This window comes from Paenibacillus timonensis, assembly GCF_022427145.1.
Lineage (GTDB): Bacteria > Bacillota > Bacilli > Paenibacillales > Paenibacillaceae > Fontibacillus > Fontibacillus timonensis.
The window spans coordinates 46,523-64,315 of the sequence record NZ_JAKSXN010000030.1 but is presented as its reverse complement, the minus strand read 5'-3'; the positions used below and the strand labels follow the sequence as shown (position 1 = coordinate 64,315).

Genomic DNA, 17,793 nt, shown 5'->3' with positions numbered 1-17,793 from the left:
ATCTTCCATCCAAGGTGTTTGACTTGCTCATTTAAAACAAACTGACGAGATTTAAAATCTCAGTTTATTACTCACTCGTTGTTCAGTTTTCAAAGATCAACTTCGTTCTTTCGTTCGTCGCTGCGTTTCAGCGGCGACTTTTATAATATATCACAGTCAGCTAGGTTTTTGCAAGAGGTTTATCTAAACTTTTTTCTTGCCAATGTCTTCCTGCCTTCTGCTGCTTGTCCCACAAAAACAGGGACGAATGCTAATTTACCATAAGGGCGGCCCCGCCGTCAACTCCAATATTAGCCTATTCCCTGGCTTGCGGGAAGCGGGCGCGGCGGGCGTATTTCGATAATTCCTTGGAGGGGGCAAACCGGGCGTACATGCGGAAAATCGTTTTGTAACGGTTAGCTATGGCATGGCGGATATCTTGATCCAACCGCGTATCGCTCATATCCAGAAGCATTTCATCCAATTCTTTTCGCAGCACATAATCGAGTTCCTTGCATTCCTTATCACTGAACAGCATTCCCAGCATGCGCAACACTCCTTATTCAACCATTAAGGTTAGGTCCTCTACTTAAAGACGCTTTAATGTTATGCTCACTTTTTGGGAAAATTATGAATGGCTGTGAAAATAGTTGATCGGTTGAATCATTTTCTTAGGATTAACGCGCCGGTCCTCCAACAAGATAAAAGGTCAAGGTACTCTCGATGACCGCAGCGATCAGCAGCAAACCCACAATCCAAATCGCCCCGCGGCCGGCAGAGATCAGAAAACCTCTCCAATCGACCGTACGTTCGGAAGCCTCCCTGGAGCCAAGCTCCCCTAAGCTTTTGAGTATCAAATATCCGAATTGCATCCCGAAGCCGGCGGCGATCAAAATGGCCGGAATTTCAATCACGCCATGCGGAAGCAAACCGCGTATGATCAGGTCCAAGACATTTCCGCCTTCGGACCCGGCTGCCGTCACCACGAACCCCAAAGCCAGGCCGTTCATCAGCAAAAAGAATGCCGGCAAGATCCCGAAAAAGGCTCCGAGCAGCATGACCATAATACTTTTTACCGCATTATTGAAAAAAATAAACAGGAAAAAATTCAGTTCGGGATGATCGGACTGCGCCAAATTCCGGCTAACCTCGCCAAGCCGCTCGATGTCGGGCATGACCCAACGGGTAATCGTGTCGGCATTCCCCGCTCCCAGCGCCAAACCCGCCGCAAAGATCAAGATCGAAAGCAGCATCGCCCGTTTATATTTGCGCAAATCATGGATAAACCCACGGATAGAGAACATGCCATCTTAGTCTCCTTAAACAAGTGATCGACGTTAAGCGTCATAAAGCGTTGGAACAAGCATACATTGGTACAAGCGGATCAGTTCAAGATCATTTCATTCTGATGACGAGAGGGGCTTAATTGTTCATGAACAACTTCTTCTATGTCCTTAACGGGAAGAAAATCAAACGCTTTTTCTTTGTTTTCGCCGCGGCCCTTTTTGCTGCCGGCGTCATCTACGTGGAGCAGGGGCAAGTCACGGTGTTTTCTGAGGAAAGTGCTCCTTCGGCTATTTATAGCGTGTCCACGAACAAAAAAGTCATAGCCCTCACCTTCGATATCAGTTGGGGCGATACGCGGGCCGAGCCGATTCTCAAAGTGTTGAAGGAGAAGAACGTGCAGAAAGCGACTTTCTTCCTGTCTTCCCCCTGGAGCAAGACCCATCCAGACATCGTTAAAGCGATTCAGCAGCAAGGTTATGAAATCGGAAGCCACGGGCACAAACACACGAATTACAGCAGTCTGAGCGATGAAGAAATTTCCCGGCAAATCTCGACGGCGCATACGATCTTGAGCGAAGTGACCGGCCAAGCCCCCAAGCTGCTGCGGCTTCCCAACGGCGACTTTGACAAGCGCGTGCTTAAAATTGCCGCTAGCCAGGGCTACAAGGTCATTCAATGGGATACCGACTCCCAGGATTGGATGAATAAAGGCGTCCAAACGATCGTCGACCGCGTCGTTAAAAAAGCTCATCCCGGAGACATCGTTCTCCTGCATGCCAGCGATTCGGTCAAGCAGACGCACGAGGCGCTGCCGATTATCATCGATGAGCTGCGCAAGCAGGGCTATGAATTCGTAACCGTAACGGATCTGCTGCAGGAAGCCAGCGTCCAAGGCAACGAGGTCCGCGATCAAGCCTGGCTCCAAGAGCAGCTGGAATTCGCCGCCGGTTGGTAATCCGTAGCAAAAAAGCCCAGTTTAGGCTGGGCTTTTTTGAGTTTCCGGCTTTCCTGAGCTTAGAACTCGCTGAAGAATCAAAATTTGGTAAGCATTGCAAGCGATGAGCGGCGCGACGATCCACGCGGTTGCGGAATTCACGCCAATCTTCAGAACGCCGACGGTTTCCACGATCGTTACGGCGATCATAAAAAACAGCGTAGGGATCCAGGCGGTTGCATTCGTCAATTTCGCCTTATAAAAGGCGGTCCCGGCAGCCACAATAAGAACGATGATACCCAGTACCAGGTCGGAAACCCCGTTTTTCTCCCCGCCCACAAAAATACGGAAGAACATCAACTCCAGAAGCGCCAAGGCCGTCAGAACCAATTGTATGTATTGCCAGGTTCTTTTGGAGAATACGCCATTCCCCATATAATTGATCATTAAATATGCGAAAAAGCCCATTTGGGAATACACGCTAACCATGATGCCGACGCCAAGTAAAATCCCGACGTTGACCAAAATATCCGTCACGCCTTTATATTGCAGCGTATCGGTCCATTGCAGCAGCAAACCGACGATCAGCGATCCCGCCGCCCCAACGGCCAAGGTGGTCCCAAATAAGTAAAGCCATTTTTTTAAGTTCAAGCCCCTTACACCTCCACTAACGAAATATTTTACCAACGATCCCGGTAAAAAACCATTGTTTTTAAGCTTTTCGCTGGGATATTTCCGTTTTTAAGCTGCATACTAACTTCAGCAATGATGATAAGGAGGAAGGGAACCATGAAATGGCGGGGCACCCGTTGGATTTTATGTTTCTTATGCACATTTACTCTTCCGCTGGCGGCTTGCGGTTCTGAACAAAGCTCCTCCTCCTCTTCCCAGGGTGGGGGATATAAGGAAACGAAATCCATGGTCATCGATATTCTTAAGACCGATGAAGGCAAAAAGGCGATTTATGAAGCGTTAAGCACTCCCCCAAGCAGCAGCAGCGAAAGCGGCGGCGGTGAAAGCGGGGGAGGCTCCGAGTCCGGTTCGGATTCCGGTTCAGGATCGGGCGGTTCCGGAGGAAGCGGGGGCAGCGGCGGCGGCGGAACGTTTGGAGTGAAAATGATTCTCCCGTCCCAAACGTCCAACGAAGTTCGTATGGCCGTCAAGGAAACGATCACTTCGCCGGAATACAAAAAGGAAATCGAGAAGATCATGACCGATCCGCAGTTTGCCGGAGATTTTGCTAAAGCGGTGAACTCCCAAAGCAAGGAGCTCCACATGCAGCTGATCAAGGATCCGACGTATCAAAAATCGGTCAGCGATATCCTGAAATCTCCGGAAGTCATGAAGATGTTCCTGGATCTGACCAAAACACCGGATTACCGCAAGCAGTCGATGACGGTGATGCAGGAAGCCATGCAAAGCCCGTTGTTCAAGATGGAAGTGCTGGAGTTGTTGAAAACCGTCGTTCAAGAGCAGTTGCAGCCGAAAGTGGAAAAAGAGCCGAAGCAGGAAGAAGGCGGCGGTGGCGAAGGCGGAGAGGAAGGCGGCCAAAGCAAAGATGGCGGCGGCGGTGGCAGCGGTGGCGGTTCCTAACCACTAACCACCAGCCACACGCAACCACACGTAACAAAAAAAGAAGACTGGCCCCAAGGGTCAGTCTTCTTCGCATTTCAGGATAATTCGCTGCGCCAATTCTTCATACAGCCGCCCTGCCGGAGTTTCCGCTTTGTACACGGACGGAGAAAAATCCGGCTCGGATGGATGGTTGTCCGGCGCTCCAAGCGGAATTTGCGCCAGCAAATCCGTATGCAGGGATTCGGCCAATCGAGCGCCCCCACCGCGACCGAAGATATAATCCTTCTCGCCGCATTTGGAGCATTCGTAGTAGGCCATGTTTTCGACGACGCCCAGCACTTCATGCTCGGTGCGCAGCGCCATGGTGCCGGCCCGCGCGGCGACGAAAGCCGCGGTGGCGTGCGGCGTGGTGACGATGATTTCCTGGCTTTGCGGGATCATCTGGTGCACGTCAAGGGCGATATCGCCCGTGCCCGGCGGAAAATCAAGCAGCAAATAATCCAACTCGCCCCACCGAACGTCGCTGAAAAATTGCCGAAGCATTTTTCCCAGCATCGGCCCGCGCCAGATCACAGGGTTGTTGTCCTGGATAAAAAAGCCCATCGACATCACCTTGACGCCAAACCGTTCAACGGGAAGGATTTCTCCGTCTTCGACGAGCGGAGCTTCCTCGATCCCCATCATATCGGGAACGCTAAAGCCATAGATATCGGCATCAATCAAGCCGACCTTCTTGCCTTGGCGCGCCAAGGCTACCGCCAAATTGACCGTGACGGTCGATTTGCCGACTCCGCCTTTGCCGCTGGCCACGGCGATAAAATGAACGCCGGATCGCGGATCGAGTATCGGCAGTTGTTCCAGCCCGGCCCCATGGCCCTTCAGTTCTTCGCGATCGCTTTGGGCCGAATCCGAATTGTGGCGGGCCGAGCTAAACGCTGCCTCGCGCTCCTGTTCCGATGCTTCACGGAAGCGAAGATGAACCTCCTCCACGCCCGCTTCGGATAAACGGTAACGGATTTCGCGCTCCGCCTCGGCCGACGCCTCGCTGCCTTTTTCAAAGCCGACAACCGTTAACGAAACGCGGTCCTCCTTGATCATGATGTCGCGAATCCACTGCAATTCCACCAGGCTGAGACCCGTGGTTGGTTCCGCGACGGGGCGCAAAGCCGCCTGAAGCTGCTCCTTCGTTATCACTGACAGCACCTCGTCTTCATCAGATAGTTAGGTATATTATAGCATTACCTGACATCGTCTGCCGGGGTTTGTATTTTTTCGCCGGAATAATAACGCAGGATCCCCTGATAAATCGAGGCGGCCACTTTCCGTTGGTACGACTCGCTGCCGAGCAGCTCCGCTTCCCCCGGATTGGATAAGAACCCCACCTCCACCAAGACAGAAGGAATATGGACCGCTTCCAGCAAATACACCTTTTTATCCGAGCGTTTAGCGACTCGATCGGTGTTCTCCAGATTCCGTCTGAGCTCTTCCTGCACGAGGGCAGCCAGATTAGCACTATCTTCGTGATTCGGGTAAAAAAAAGTTTGCGCGCCCCGCCAGCGAGGCGAAGGGATGCTGTTCATGTGAATGCTCACGAGCAAATCGGCCTGCCGCTCTTCGATAAAGCGGACACGCGTTTTCAGATCCTCCGTCTTCCGTTTGCTGTAGCCCCTCGTGTCGGCCCCGGCCAAATCCTTGTCCTCCTCGCGAGTCATGACGACAATCGCGCCGGCCTGCTGCAAATAATCGCGCAGGTACAAGGAGACGGCGAGATTGATGTCTTTCTCGATCAGCCCTTGCTTGCTGCTCGCTCCGCCGTCCGGCCCGCCGTGACCCGCATCCAATGCGATGATCTGCCCCGCAAGCGGGAGGCTCCAGTAATTCCAAGCTTTCTTCGACGGCACCTGGTATAAGGCCATCCCGAGAATCATGGCGGCAAGGACCACGCCGATCAGCGCTATTTTGATGTGGTTCAGGGAAATCCATAACGTCACCTTATCTCGATCGCGCATAAAAAAGCCACCTTTCTCCCTTCATGACATTACTCATGATATGGGACAAGGTGGACAAATATGACTCCTGGAGAAGCTCGGTTAGTTGTGAACCTGCTGCTTCATCCCTTCAATCAGGACTTCGGCAACCTCCGGCCGGGTAAACTCCGGCGGCGGGCAAACCCCATCGCGCAGCAATCCGCGAACCTTCGTGCCGGACAAAGTTAAGTGATCTTCTTTCGGATGCGGGCAGGTCTTGCTGGAGGCCATATTCCCGCATTTGGTGCAGAAGAAGCTATGTTCAAAGAACAGCGGCGAGATCCCAAGCTCCTCGGGAGTGAAATTCGAGAAAATTTCCTGCGCTTCATACGTGCCATAGTAATCGCCTACCCCCGCATGATCGCGGCCAACGATAAAATGGGTACACCCGTAATTTTTCCGAACCATCGCATGGAAAATCGCTTCGCGCGGACCGGCATACCGCATGGCTGCCGGGAAAACGCCCAGAAACGTGCGGTCTGCGGGATAGTAGTTATCGAGCAGGGTCAAATAGCTCTTCATCCGCACATCCGCCGGTACGTCGTCCGATTTGGTTTCGCCCACCAGCGGATTCAGGAACAAAGCATCGACGATTTCCATGGCGCTTTTCTGAATATATTCATGCGCCCGGTGTACCGGATTTCGGGTCTGGAACCCAACAACGGTCTTCCAGCCCTTCTCGGCAAATATCCGTCGCGTCTCCGCCGGGTCATAATAAAACTCCTTGAAGCGCGCCGGCTCAGGTCGGTTCAATACCTGGATCGAGCCTCCAACGTAATATGGAGAGCGCTCCAACAGCTTCTTTACCCCAGGGTGTTCAGGATCATCGGTTTTGAATACCTTCCGAGCTTCCTCGGCCTGATCGACGGTATAAACGCTGCCGATCTCCAACAGCCCGTATATAATCCCGTCCTGCTCGCCAACGAGCGCCACCTGCTCTCCGATTTCCAGGCTCTCCGCCTGCTCCCGGGCGACGGAGAGGGTAATCGGGATGCTCCAGACCGTTCCATCCGCCAGTCGCATCCGTTCGACAACCGATCGATAATCGTCTTCGTTCATAAAACCGGTTAACGGCGAGAACGCCCCCACTCCAATCAGGTCGAGATCGGAAACCGTCCAGTTGTTGATGGGAATGGCCGGAAGTCCTTTGGCCGTTTCCAAGAGGCTTTCCCGTTGTTCACCCGTAACCAGGCGATGGATAAGGCTCCCGCCATGCGGTAATATTGTCGTCACCCGTATCTCCTCCAAGTTTTATTTATGAAGTCCGCATTCCGTCTTGTCCGAACCGGACCAGCGTCCCGCGCGAGGATCCTCGCCCGGCATGACCGGACGGGTACAATGCTCGCAGCCGATGCTTGGATAATTGCGGTCATGCAATGGGTTATAAATGAGTCCCTGTTCGCGGATATAGTTCCATACGTCATCCGATGTCCAGTTGGCGATCGGATTAAACTTGACGAGGCCAAACTTGGCATCGTATTCGATTTTCTTCGCGTTTGCTCTTGTTGGTGCTTGATCGCGGCGGATTCCCGTAATCCAAGCCTCGTAGCGACCCAAAACCCGGGTAAGCGGCTCAACCTTGCGTACGTTGCAGCAGGCGTTCGGATCCGACTTCCACAATTCCTCACCATACTGCGCCGCCTGTTCATCCGGAGTCAGCTTGGGCGATACCCGAACGAATTCCAAACCATATTTGGCCGCAATCGCGTCCCGTGTCTCATAGGTCTCCTGAAAATGAAAATCCGTGTCCAAGTAAAAAATGTCGGTGGATGGGCTGATTTGCTGCAGCATATCGACTAAAACGACATCCTCGGCACCAAAACTGCAGGCAAAAGTGATGTTCGGAAACGTTTCAACCGCCCAAGCGATGATTTCCTGGGGGGTAGACGTTTCGAATTCCTCGGCCTTGGCCGCAATCAACTGCTCTTTTTCCAGTAAGTTCACTTTCTTCGGACCTCCCGCATTAGGTTAAACCTGGCATTTTATTATTCCAACTAATCTGATTTGAATTATATTTTTAAGTATATGTCATTCGCCTTATAAGTCAATACTAAAAAAACCAAAATGAAAAAAAGACCTAGCCCCTCCATAGAGAAGCCAGGTCACTAGATATCCTATTAGTCGTCCTACTTGATTATTCCTCGATTTTGATCGCTTTTGCTTCGGTGTCGCCAACTTCAGCCATGTCGTCCAAAGCATATTCGACAAGCGCCGTAAAGTTGGTGGAAGAAGTAGTTGCTCCGGAGATGGCGTCGACGTCGCCGATCAGTTGCTTATCGAGAAGTTGTTTCTCCAGCTCTTCGGTGTATTTCGCCGGATACGTTCCGGATTGAGCTTCCATGGAGGCTTTATATTCGGCATCCTCCGTTTTCAGCTTGCCTTCTTCATTCACGTAGTCAAAAGTGACGGCATCAATCTTGTGGTCCTTGATGGTCAGTTCCAATTGCGGTTTCCAGCCATGGTCGTCAAACGCTTCGGCTTCGACCTTGTAAGTGCCATCCTCGTACAGATTAACGATCGCATCGCTGGTATCGCCTGTCTTCGCGTGTTCCAAAGCGGCTGTTGCCAGCTCGTTAAAGTTTCTGGAGGAATGCGTGGCTCCGGTCACGGCATCTACTTTTGCCGCATCTTGAACCTCAACCAGTTTGCTGCCGAGCTGATCGAAAGCTTCTCGCGGCGTCATTTTGTTGGCTTCTTTAAAAGCGCTGGTGTAATTCTCGTCATTCGTGCGCAGATCGCCGTTTTCATTTGTATAATCGTAGTAAGCTTTCTCGATCTTGCCGTCTTTCACCGTAACCTCGACGTACGCCGTCCAATTCCGGACATCCTTCCGGTCGTAAATCCCTTTGTACGTGCCATCCTTAAATGTGCCGGTTGCTGCAGAGTTGTTGGTTGTTGCCGCGGCTTCATTTGTCCCGTTGTTGGATGCGTTTGCATTATTCGCCGCTTCTTTGTTGTTACCTCCGCACGCCGTTAATGCCAAGGCCAGGATCATTACCGTTCCAACGATCTTCAAGTTTTTGTTCAATATCATTACCCCCACTATCTTGTTGTCATTTCCAAGAATATGGTAACATAGCCAAGAAAGGATGTATGTGAATTTTTGCACAAGTGGTGTGAAGTCATTTACACCGCAAAAAAGCCCTTCTCCGTAAAACGGAAAAGGGCTTTCGTAGGCAGTGTAAAGATTAACGTTTCGAGAACTGAGGAGCACGGCGAGCTGCTTTGAGGCCGTATTTCTTACGTTCTTTCATCCGTGGGTCACGAGTCAGGAAGCCTGCTTTCTTCAATGCAGAACGGAATTCCGGATCTGCTTTGAGCAGAGCGCGGGAGATCCCGTGGCGGATTGCGCCGGCTTGACCGGAGATACCGCCGCCATGAGCGATGACGATCACGTCGTAGTTGCCGAGCGTTTCTGTCAAAGTCAACGGTTGTTTTACGATCAGCTTCAGCGTTTCCAGACCAAAATATTCGTTGATGTCGCGTTTATTGATGACAATGCGTCCTTCACCCGGTACAAGGCGAACACGAGCTACCGAATGTTTACGACGACCTGTCCCATAGTATTGTACTTGTGCCATGAAACTGTCCTCCCTTTTAATTATCCGCGAAGTTCGTAAACTTCAGGTTTTTGTGCCGCATGTGGATGCTCTGTGCCAGCGTAAGCTTTCAGTCTCAGCTTCATTTTCTCGCCTTGGCGAGTTTTAGGCAGCATACCGTGAACGGCGGACTCGATTACACGTTCAGGTTTCGTTCTCAGCATATCTTTGGCAACGGTCACTTTCAAACCGCCCGGATGCAGGGAATGACGATAGTATTTTTTGTTATCCATCTTTTTGCCGGTCAGGGCGATTTTCTCCGCGTTGATGACGACAACAAAGTCACCGCAGTCAACGTGTGGAGTGAATTGTGGTTTGTGTTTACCGCGGATAAGAGCAGCAGCTTCGCTAGCCAAGCGGCCCAGCGTTTTGCCTTCGGCATCGATGATGTGCCATTTGCGCTCTACTTCGCCTGGCTTCGCCATATAAGTGGTACGCATGTAAAGATCCTCCTTCAAGTTCGTCCGAAATGGTTCATCCTGCTGAAAACGATCTTGCTCTTCGGGTCGCTTGACCTTTTCAGCAGATTTATCTTCGATCGTTTCATTCATGTTTAGCAAGCTTAAAGTCTTGTTTGAGCGGTCTTCTCGATTGGGGGCTGTGGGATAGCCATCAAGAAAACACAACTTTTATTTTACAGGAAGCGCATTTAATACGCAAGCCTTTTTTCAGAGATTATCCTGAAATCATCTAGAGAGCCGTCAATCAAACAGATCCCCGAAGATGTCCAGCGCCGACTTCTTCTTCTTAGGTTTGTAATGGCCCTGTTGCGGGTATCTAGGGTCGTAGCCCGATTGCGGGGGATATCCTGATGATTTCTTGGATTGCTCGTAGTGGCCCGCGTTCCGGCGATCCTCGTATCGGTCATCCCGGTGCTCGTACCACTCGTTAAAAGCCGGCCGGATTTCCCGAATTTCGCTCATCAGCTTTTCCAGCTCTCCCCGGTCTAGCCATACCCCTTTGCAATCCGGACATACGTCGATTAGAACGCCGTCTTTCTCCACTTCTCTCATGCGCACATCGTTACATACTGGACATTTCAAGGTAAACCCTCCTTAGGTTAGAGATCGAATTAACTTACTTTTTAAATAAGTTACGGATCGTCGTCTCTAAGGTTTCAAGCTTATCCCCTTCATTCCGATATTTCGTCGTACTCCACACTCCAGAGCATGAGACCCTTGCTTTCGGCCGTCGGGCCTGCGGCTTTCCGGTCTTTGGCCTCCAGAATCGCTTTCATGGATTCCGGCGAGCGTTTGCCTTCGCCTATCTCAAGTAGCGTACCGACGATAATTCTGACCATGTGCTGCAAGAAACCGCTGCCCGTGACATAAAAATGGAGGATCCCCTGGCCCGTTATGCCAGGAAAGTTCGCTGATGAATCCACAACGATCCGGGCATCATAAAGGGTACGAACATGGCTTGCCTTCGTGGAGTGACGCGAGGCGAACGAGGTGTAATCATGCGTACCGAGCAAATACGGCAGACTTTCCTGCATTGCAATAACGTTCAGCTTCCCTGGATGATGCAGCTGATAATTCCGTTGAAACACATCCGTGATTCGATTGGCATTGATGGTATAACGGTAGGTCTTCCTTTTGGCCGAACGCCGGGAATGGAACGTCAGCGGGACCTCCTGAGCCGTCAGCACGCGGATATCGGAAGGGAGCCGCCCGTTTAGCGCCAAACCCCAGCGTTCCACGGGAATTTTCGAAGCGGTGTGAAAATGGAACGGCTGCTGCCGGGCATGTACCCCCGCATCGGTCCGGCCTGAACCATGGATCTTCACTTGTTCTCCCGTCAACTGTCGGATGGCTTCTTCGATATGATCCTGAACCGTGTTGCCGCCCGGCTGGGTCTGAAAGCCGAAATAGTTCGTTCCGTCATAGCTGACGGTCATCAGCAAGTTGCGCATCGGTCCCTTCCTTTCTTGTTTGATTCCCCAATAAAAAAACTCTCCGAAAGCTTACCCATAAGGCGAGCCGACAGAGAGTTTTACACGCTAGATTGGGGAATTCCCCGAATTATGCGCGGTCTACCAGTTCCAGATAAACCATAGGAGCAGCGTCGCCGCGGCGAGGTCCCAGCTTCAGGATACGAGTGTATCCGCCTGGACGGCTGGAATAACGTGTTGCCAGTTCATTGAACAGCTTTTGGATTGCATCCTGCTCGCCATCGATCGATTCGCGGCGAACGTAAGCTGCCACTTGACGACGGGCGTGCAGGTCACCGCGTTTTGCCTTGGTGATCAGCTTCTCGGCGATCGAACGAACTTCTTTCGCCTTCGCTTCCGTCGTTTGGATGCGTTCGTATAAGAACAGGTCGGTTACCAGGTCACGGAACAAAGCTTTACGCGCGCTGGAATCGCGGCCCAACTTTTGGTATGCCATGAGTTTTCCCTCCTTCGCTAGAACGATTCAAGTCAACTTATTCTTCAGTGCGCAATCCCAAACCTAACTCTTCGAGCTTCTCTTGAACTTCCTCCAAAGATTTACGACCCAGGTTACGCACCTTCATCATGTCTTCTTCGGTTTTCGTCGTCAGCTCTTGTACCGTGTTGATGCCGGCACGTTTGAGGCAGTTATAGGAACGAACGGAGAGATCAAGCTCTTCAATCGTCATTTCAAGCACTTTTTCTTTCTTGTCTTCTTCCTTCTCGACCATGATTTCCGCGTCTTTCGCTTCGTCCGTCAATCCGACGAACAAGAAGAGATGCTCGGTCAAAATTTTTGCGCCGAGGCTAACCGCTTCTTCAGGTCTGATACTGCCATCGGTCCACACTTCAAGCGTAAGCTTGTCGTAGTTGGTCACTTGGCCAACCCGGGTATTCTCAACCACGTAGTTGACGCGAGTAATCGGGGTATAGATCGAATCGACGGGAATGACACCGATCGGTTGATCATCTCGTTTATTTCGATCTGCCTGAACGTAACCACGACCGCGGCCTGCGTAAATGCGCATATGGAGTCTCGAACCCGGTTCGAGCGTAGCAATATGCAAGTCCGGATTCAAAATTTCCACGTCGCTGTCCGCACGGATGTCTCCTGCCGTAACGACTCCTTCGCCTTCCGCATCGATTTCGAGGATTTTCTCCTCATCCGAATGAATTTTCAGCGAGAGAGCTTTCAGGTTCAGGATGATCTCCGTAACGTCTTCCATAACGCCCGGTACGGTCGCGAATTCATGCAGAACTCCATCGATTTGGACCGAGGTTACCGCAGCACCCGGCAGAGAAGAGAGCAAAATCCGGCGAAGCGAGTTGCCCAGTGTGGTGCCATACCCACGTTCAAGTGGTTCTACTACAAATTTCCCATAGGTGCCTTCATCGTTAACTTCTACGGTCTCGATTTTTGGCTTTTCGATTTCTATCACGAAAGTACCCCTCCTTCAAAACGTCGTTCCTTTGAATCTGCCTAATTTGCTGAAGTTTGCAACGTAGTATGCCTAAACAACCATTGTTCCCAATTGACGCTGTTGTTATACCACGGCTTCAGCGCGGCTTCATTAAACGCGGCGGCGTTTTGGAGGACGGCAGCCGTTATGAGGAATTGGAGTAACGTCTTTGATCATGTTGACTTCAAGGCCTGCCGCTTGCAAGGAGCGGATAGCGGCCTCACGGCCAGCACCAGGGCCTTTAACCATAACCTCAACGCTCTTCATGCCATGTTCCATCGCAGCTTTGGCAGCAGATTCAGCAGCCATTTGCGCGGCAAACGGAGTCGACTTACGGGATCCTTTGAATCCAAGACCGCCGGAGCTGGCCCAGGAAATCGCGTTACCGTGCGGATCCGTAATGGTTACAATCGTATTATTGAAGGTGGAGCGGATATGAGCCACGCCAGATTCAATGTTTTTCCGGTCACGACGTTTTGTACGTACGACTTTTTTTGGTTTAGCCATTGTCTGTTATCCCCCCTTCTTATTTCTTCTTGTTCGCTACAGTACGACGAGGACCCTTACGAGTACGGGCATTCGTTTTCGTACGTTGTCCACGAACCGGCAAGCCGCGACGATGACGCACTCCGCGGTAGCAGCCAATCTCGATCAAACGTTTAATATTTAAGGAAATTTCACGACGCAGGTCGCCTTCCACCTTGACCGTTTTGTCGATCGTTTCGCGTAGTTTGCTAACCTCATCTTCCGTCAAATCACGAACACGAGTGTCCGGATTGATGCCTGTTGTGCTCAGGATTTTCTGGGAAGTCGTTTTACCGATTCCGAAAATGTAAGTTAAGGCGATCTCAACGCGTTTATCACGTGGCAAATCCACACCAGCAATACGTGCCATTTTACGCTACACCCCCTTCAATTAACCTTGTTTTTGTTTGTGTTTCGGATTTTCGCAAATCACCATGACATTGCCTTTGCGACGAATGACTTTGCATTTTTCGCAAATCGGCTTTACAGAAGGTCTTACCTTCATGCTGATTACCTCCTAAAAGTTTTACAGAAGTAAAACTGGGATCGAAAGCATACGTTTTGTTTTGCGAAGCAAAACTCGAATCGCAGGCATTCTAATCATAAACTACTCTCTGAAACAACTCAACCTGAATATTGTACCACAACTTTACCGGAATTGGTATAGTCTATTTGCGGTAAGTGATCCGGCCTTTCGTCAAATCATAAGGCGAAAGCTGAACGACCACTTTGTCCCCCGTCAAAATGCGGATAAAGTGCATCCGCAGCTTTCCGGAAACGTGAGCGAGAATTTGATGCCCATTCTCCAGCTCCACTTTGAATGTAGCATTCGGCAATGGTTCGATAACCACGCCTTCGACTTCAATGACATCTTCTTTAGCCACAGTCAGTCTCCTTTCTCTTCAGCCATAGAATCGGCGGAGTTCTGATAAACAAGAACTGCGTGGCGCAGTTTCCCGTTCGTCACCCGTCCGCTTTCCTGCAAACTATGAACAACCTCGCTGCTAACTATGGGCAGTAGCTCAAGATGCTGGGCATTTTTACGTTTGGGTCCATCAAACTTACGTTTGTTTCCATCCGCGATCCAGACGAATCTGTCGTCCAAAATCCCGACAATCACATAAATCGCCCCGGCATCTCTGCCTTTGAGAACTTTCACCAACTGACCGACTTGCGGCTCCGAGCGTTCTTTCACGTTCATCACCTACGCATTCAGCTTCGTGAAAATTTCCATCCCGTCCGGCGTTACGGCTACCGTATGCTCGAAATGAGCACACAGCGAACCATCCACCGTGACCACTGTCCAGTTGTCTTCCAGCGTTTTTACATATCGCTTCCCCATGTTAACCATCGGTTCGATCGCCAGGACCATCCCGGGCTTAAGCCGAGGTCCCCGGTCAGGCAAACCATAATTCGGAATTTGCGGTTCTTCGTGCAAGCTCGCGCCAATGCCGTGACCGACATATTCCCGAACGACGGAAAAACCGGCAGCTTCGATAAATTGCTGAATCGCATGCGAGATCGTGAACAATCGAACATCCGGCTTAACGAGCGCAAGGCCCGCATACAGGGATCCTTCGGTGACCTCCAAGAGCTTCTTGGCGTCCTCCGAAATTTCGCCTACCGGATACGTCCACGCCGAGTCCCCATGGAAACCACGATACTCCGCGCCGATATCCAATGTAATGATATCGCCTTCGTTCAATTTGCGTTTGCCGGGAAATCCGTGTACCAATTCTTCGTTGACCGAAGCGCAAATGCTGTAAGGAAAACCGTTGTAACCTTTAAAGGACGGCACGGCGCCCTGACTGCGAATATATTTATCGGCGAGTTGATCGAGTTCCCCCGTCGTAATTCCAGGCTCAATCGATTGCGCCATGAGCCTGTGCGTTTCCGCTACGATTCGCCCAGCTTCTCGCATAAAGCCTAGTTCCGTTTCGGATTTACAAATGATCATTTCACCTAACCCCGCAGTAGTGACACGATTTCTTTCGAAACCGCATCGATTTCCTGTTCACCATCTACCTGACGCAACAGGCCTTTATCTTCGTAGAACTTCAGAAGCGGTGCGGTTTTGTTGATATATTCGTCCAAACGAGTGCCTACGCTCTCCTCATTATCATCCGAGCGTTGGTACAACTCGCCGCCGCATTTATCACAAACACCTTCCTGCCCCGGAGGATTAAAGATCACATGATAAGTGGCGCCGCAGGATTTGCAAATCCGGCGTCCGGTTAGCCGCGCCAGCAGCTTGTTCCGGTCCACTTTCAAGTTGATGACGTGGTCCAGCTTGCGACCCAGGCCTTCAAGCAGCTCTTCCAGCGATTCCGCTTGCGAAAGGGTTCTTGGAAAACCGTCCAATAAGAAACCTTTTTCGCAATCGGGCTGCTGCAAGCGTTCGCGAACAATCCCCACTGTCACATCATCAGGTACCAGAAGTCCCTGATCCATATATTCCTTCGCTTTCATCCCCACAGGTGTTCCCTGTTTGATTGCCAGGCGAAATGCGTCGCCGGTAGAGATATGAGGAATACCGAATTCGTTAACAATGACCTCGGCTTGTGTTCCTTTTCCTGCTCCGGGAGGCCCCATGAATAGTAGGTTCATGTTTCTCACTCCCTCCAAGACTTCTCTACAACAAGAAATAGCGCAGTTAGGTGCCAGGCAAGGGCGTTTGCACGTCCCTGTTCCTGGTACCTACCGACTATTTATTGATGAAACCTTTATAGTGACGTTTGATCAATTGGCCTTCGATGGTCTTCATCGTATCCAGCGCAACGCCGATGACGATCAGGATCGAAGTACCGCCGATCAGAACCGTACGCGGCAAACCTGCCACAGCCCCCAATGCCATAGGAAGGATGGAGATCGCAGCCAAGAAAATAGCGCCGGTCATCGTCAGACGGGTCAATACCCGAGTAAGATAGGTTTCCGTCGTTTTACCCGGACGGATCCCCGGAATGTATCCGCCGTTTTTCTTCATGTTCTCAGCCATCTGCTGCGGGTTCATCTGTACGAACGTATAGAAGAACGTGAAGCCGATGATCATGACCACATAAAGCACCATCCCAAGCGGACGGTCGGTAGACAAGTTGTTGCTGATCCATTGCGCCCAAGTGTGCGTCGACCAGAAGCTGGCGATAACCACTGGGAATTGAAGCAAGGAAACAGCGAAAATGACCGGAATTACGCCGGCAGCATTGATTTTGAGCGGAATATGCGTATTCTGCCCGCCATACATTTTGTTGCCAACCACGCGTTTAGCGTATTGTACCGGAATTTTGCGGATTGCTTGTTGGACGTAAATGACGCCGATTACGATCAATACGACTACGAGGATAATCGCAATGGACTTCACCACGTTGATAAACGCTGCACCTTCAACAATAAACTCGGATTGAGCAATTGTCGTGATATGCGATGGAATCGTCGCAACAATCCCGGCGAAGATGATGAGCGAAATCCCATTGCCGATCCCTCTTTCGGTAATCTGCTCACCTAACCACATCAGGAACGATGTACCGGCCGTTAACACGATTGCAATAACCAGATAGTCACCAAACGTTGCGTTTGGTACCATTTCTGTGCCGTACAACCGGTTAAAGCCAACCGATGTGGCAAAAGCCTGAATCACGGCCAAAATGACCGTACCGTAACGAGTCACTTGAGCCATTTTTTTCTTGCCGTGTTCCCCTTGTTTGGCCCATTCCGCAAATTTCGGAATGACGTCCATGGACAAGAGTTGCACGATGATGGAAGCCGTGATATAAGGCATGATCCCGAGGGCGAAGATCGAGAAATTCTTTAGGGCGCCGCCCGAGAAGGTGTTCAAGAACCCTAACAAGTCGCTTCCTGCCGTGTTCGTTGCCTCGAAAACGTCTTTATTAACGCCCGGAACCGGAACGAAAGAACCGATCCGGTAAACGAGGAAGATAAACAACGTGAACAAAATGCGGTTGCGAAGGTCTTGAACATGCCATATGTTCTTAATGGTTTTAAACATTAGATCACCTCGGTTTTACCGCCGGCAGCCTCGATTTTCTCTACCGCAGATTGGGAGAACTTATTCGCTTTAACTGTCAGCTTGACAGTAACTTCACCGTTGCCGAGAATCTTGATGCCGCTCTTCGCGTCTTTCACGATTCCTTGTTCAAACAACAGTTCAGGAGTCACTTCCGTATCCGCCGCAAAGCTGTTCAAATCTTCGATGTTAACAATCGCATACTCTTTCCGCGTCGGATTGATGAACCCGCGTTTTGGCAAGCGACGATACAGCGGGTTTTGACCGCCTTCGAAGCCCGGACGCACACCACCGCCGGAACGAGCGTTTTGACCTTTGTGACCGCGAGTAGACGTTTTACCCATGCCGCTACCTGTACCGCGGCCAACGCGCTTGCGTTCTTGGCGGGAGCCAGGAGCTGGGGAAAGCTCATGTAACTTCATCGTTCGTTGCACCTCCTTATTTATTGTTGGCACT

The 17,793-nt window shown here is 50.9% G+C and carries 25 protein-coding genes; 2 read left to right on the top strand and 23 right to left on the bottom strand.

The window, feature by feature from the left end:
- Nucleotides 1-295: 295 nt before the first annotated feature.
- Together MJ257_RS13485 and MJ257_RS13480 are read right to left on the bottom strand one after the other, a co-directional pair.
- Entirely contained in the window at nt 296-526 is a 231-nt protein-coding gene (locus tag MJ257_RS13485; protein ID WP_059040349.1) for a hypothetical protein, read from the bottom strand.
- Nucleotides 527-656: 130 nt separating this feature from the next.
- A complete protein-coding gene (locus MJ257_RS13480) occupies nt 657-1,283 on the bottom strand; it encodes a stage II sporulation protein M (RefSeq protein WP_240269727.1) in 627 nt (208 codons plus the stop codon).
- Between the two features lie 128 nt (nt 1,284-1,411).
- Here MJ257_RS13480 and pdaB point away from each other — a divergent pair, with 128 nt between their 5' ends.
- Nucleotides 1,412-2,221: a polysaccharide deacetylase family sporulation protein PdaB gene (gene pdaB, locus MJ257_RS13475; protein WP_240269726.1), complete on the top strand. Its 810-nt coding sequence runs from the start codon at nt 1,412-1,414 to the stop codon at nt 2,219-2,221.
- A gap of 21 nt (nt 2,222-2,242) precedes the next feature.
- Here pdaB and MJ257_RS13470 read toward each other — a convergent pair whose 3' ends face one another.
- Complete coding sequence (locus MJ257_RS13470; protein ID WP_240269725.1) at nt 2,243-2,851, bottom strand: KinB-signaling pathway activation protein; 609 nt, start codon at nt 2,849-2,851, stop codon at nt 2,243-2,245.
- Nucleotides 2,852-2,989: 138 nt separating this feature from the next.
- On the opposite strand from MJ257_RS13470, the gene gerD reads away from it, so the two are divergent.
- Nucleotides 2,990-3,793, top strand: coding sequence for a spore germination lipoprotein GerD (gene gerD, locus MJ257_RS13465; RefSeq protein ID WP_240269724.1), 804 nt, complete (start codon nt 2,990-2,992; stop codon nt 3,791-3,793).
- A 60-nt stretch (nt 3,794-3,853) separates the two neighbouring features.
- Here gerD and salA read toward each other — a convergent pair whose 3' ends face one another.
- The 20 genes from salA to rplO form a co-directional block, all read right to left on the bottom strand.
- The gene (gene salA / locus MJ257_RS13460) at nt 3,854-4,969 is read right to left on the bottom strand and encodes an iron-sulfur carrier protein/transcriptional regulator SalA (RefSeq protein WP_240269730.1); all 1,116 of its coding nucleotides are present in this window, start codon (nt 4,967-4,969) and stop codon (nt 3,854-3,856) included.
- Nucleotides 4,970-5,013: 44 nt separating this feature from the next.
- Nucleotides 5,014-5,784: an N-acetylmuramoyl-L-alanine amidase CwlD gene (gene cwlD, locus MJ257_RS13455; RefSeq protein WP_240269723.1), complete on the bottom strand. Its 771-nt coding sequence runs from the start codon at nt 5,782-5,784 to the stop codon at nt 5,014-5,016.
- A gap of 81 nt (nt 5,785-5,865) precedes the next feature.
- A complete protein-coding gene (gene sat, locus MJ257_RS13450) occupies nt 5,866-7,035 on the bottom strand; it encodes a sulfate adenylyltransferase (protein ID WP_240269722.1) in 1,170 nt (389 codons plus the stop codon).
- Nucleotides 7,036-7,053: 18 nt separating this feature from the next.
- Nucleotides 7,054-7,746 carry a phosphoadenylyl-sulfate reductase gene (locus MJ257_RS13445; RefSeq protein WP_240269721.1) on the bottom strand — a complete coding sequence of 231 codons (693 nt, stop codon included), beginning with the start codon at nt 7,744-7,746 and terminating at the stop codon, nt 7,054-7,056.
- Nucleotides 7,747-7,936: 190 nt separating this feature from the next.
- Nucleotides 7,937-8,830, bottom strand: a complete 894-nt coding sequence (locus MJ257_RS13440) for an FMN-binding protein (RefSeq protein WP_240269720.1) — start codon at nt 8,828-8,830, stop codon at nt 7,937-7,939.
- 160 nt (nt 8,831-8,990) lie between these two features.
- Nucleotides 8,991-9,383: a 30S ribosomal protein S9 gene (rpsI, locus tag MJ257_RS13435; protein WP_240269719.1), complete on the bottom strand. Its 393-nt coding sequence runs from the start codon at nt 9,381-9,383 to the stop codon at nt 8,991-8,993.
- A gap of 20 nt (nt 9,384-9,403) precedes the next feature.
- Nucleotides 9,404-9,841 carry a 50S ribosomal protein L13 gene (gene rplM, locus MJ257_RS13430; RefSeq protein WP_240269729.1) on the bottom strand — a complete coding sequence of 146 codons (438 nt, stop codon included), beginning with the start codon at nt 9,839-9,841 and terminating at the stop codon, nt 9,404-9,406.
- 261 nt (nt 9,842-10,102) lie between these two features.
- The gene (locus MJ257_RS13425; protein WP_240269718.1) at nt 10,103-10,444 is read right to left on the bottom strand and encodes a TFIIB-type zinc ribbon-containing protein; all 342 of its coding nucleotides are present in this window, start codon (nt 10,442-10,444) and stop codon (nt 10,103-10,105) included.
- 89 nt (nt 10,445-10,533) lie between these two features.
- Nucleotides 10,534-11,313, bottom strand: a complete 780-nt coding sequence (gene truA, locus MJ257_RS13420) for a tRNA pseudouridine(38-40) synthase TruA (RefSeq protein WP_240269717.1) — start codon at nt 11,311-11,313, stop codon at nt 10,534-10,536.
- Between the two features lie 109 nt (nt 11,314-11,422).
- On the bottom strand, nt 11,423-11,788 hold the full coding sequence (gene rplQ / locus MJ257_RS13415) for a 50S ribosomal protein L17 (protein WP_059040338.1): 366 nt from the start codon (nt 11,786-11,788) through the stop codon (nt 11,423-11,425).
- A 37-nt stretch (nt 11,789-11,825) separates the two neighbouring features.
- Nucleotides 11,826-12,770 (bottom strand): DNA-directed RNA polymerase subunit alpha, encoded by a 945-nt coding sequence (locus tag MJ257_RS13410; RefSeq protein WP_240269716.1) that lies wholly within the window; start codon nt 12,768-12,770, stop codon nt 11,826-11,828.
- A gap of 132 nt (nt 12,771-12,902) precedes the next feature.
- Complete coding sequence (rpsK, locus tag MJ257_RS13405) at nt 12,903-13,298, bottom strand: 30S ribosomal protein S11 (protein WP_018753969.1); 396 nt, start codon at nt 13,296-13,298, stop codon at nt 12,903-12,905.
- A 19-nt stretch (nt 13,299-13,317) separates the two neighbouring features.
- On the bottom strand, nt 13,318-13,686 hold the full coding sequence (gene rpsM, locus MJ257_RS13400; protein WP_036712625.1) for a 30S ribosomal protein S13: 369 nt from the start codon (nt 13,684-13,686) through the stop codon (nt 13,318-13,320).
- Between the two features lie 21 nt (nt 13,687-13,707).
- Complete coding sequence (rpmJ, locus tag MJ257_RS13395) at nt 13,708-13,821, bottom strand: 50S ribosomal protein L36 (protein ID WP_003333770.1); 114 nt, start codon at nt 13,819-13,821, stop codon at nt 13,708-13,710.
- A gap of 163 nt (nt 13,822-13,984) precedes the next feature.
- Nucleotides 13,985-14,200, bottom strand: coding sequence for a translation initiation factor IF-1 (infA, locus tag MJ257_RS13390; RefSeq protein ID WP_059040336.1), 216 nt, complete (start codon nt 14,198-14,200; stop codon nt 13,985-13,987).
- A 2-nt stretch (nt 14,201-14,202) separates the two neighbouring features.
- Complete coding sequence (locus MJ257_RS13385; RefSeq protein WP_240269715.1) at nt 14,203-14,517, bottom strand: KOW domain-containing RNA-binding protein; 315 nt, start codon at nt 14,515-14,517, stop codon at nt 14,203-14,205.
- A 3-nt stretch (nt 14,518-14,520) separates the two neighbouring features.
- Nucleotides 14,521-15,273 (bottom strand): type I methionyl aminopeptidase, encoded by a 753-nt coding sequence (gene map, locus MJ257_RS13380; protein WP_240269714.1) that lies wholly within the window; start codon nt 15,271-15,273, stop codon nt 14,521-14,523.
- Nucleotides 15,274-15,278: 5 nt separating this feature from the next.
- Nucleotides 15,279-15,923, bottom strand: coding sequence for an adenylate kinase (locus MJ257_RS13375; RefSeq protein ID WP_155608388.1), 645 nt, complete (start codon nt 15,921-15,923; stop codon nt 15,279-15,281).
- A gap of 97 nt (nt 15,924-16,020) precedes the next feature.
- On the bottom strand, nt 16,021-17,319 hold the full coding sequence (secY, locus tag MJ257_RS13370) for a preprotein translocase subunit SecY (protein ID WP_240269713.1): 1,299 nt from the start codon (nt 17,317-17,319) through the stop codon (nt 16,021-16,023).
- A complete protein-coding gene (rplO, locus tag MJ257_RS13365; protein ID WP_240269712.1) occupies nt 17,319-17,759 on the bottom strand; it encodes a 50S ribosomal protein L15 in 441 nt (146 codons plus the stop codon). Before rplO ends, secY begins: the two co-directional genes overlap by 1 nt.
- Nucleotides 17,760-17,793 lie beyond the last annotated feature (34 nt).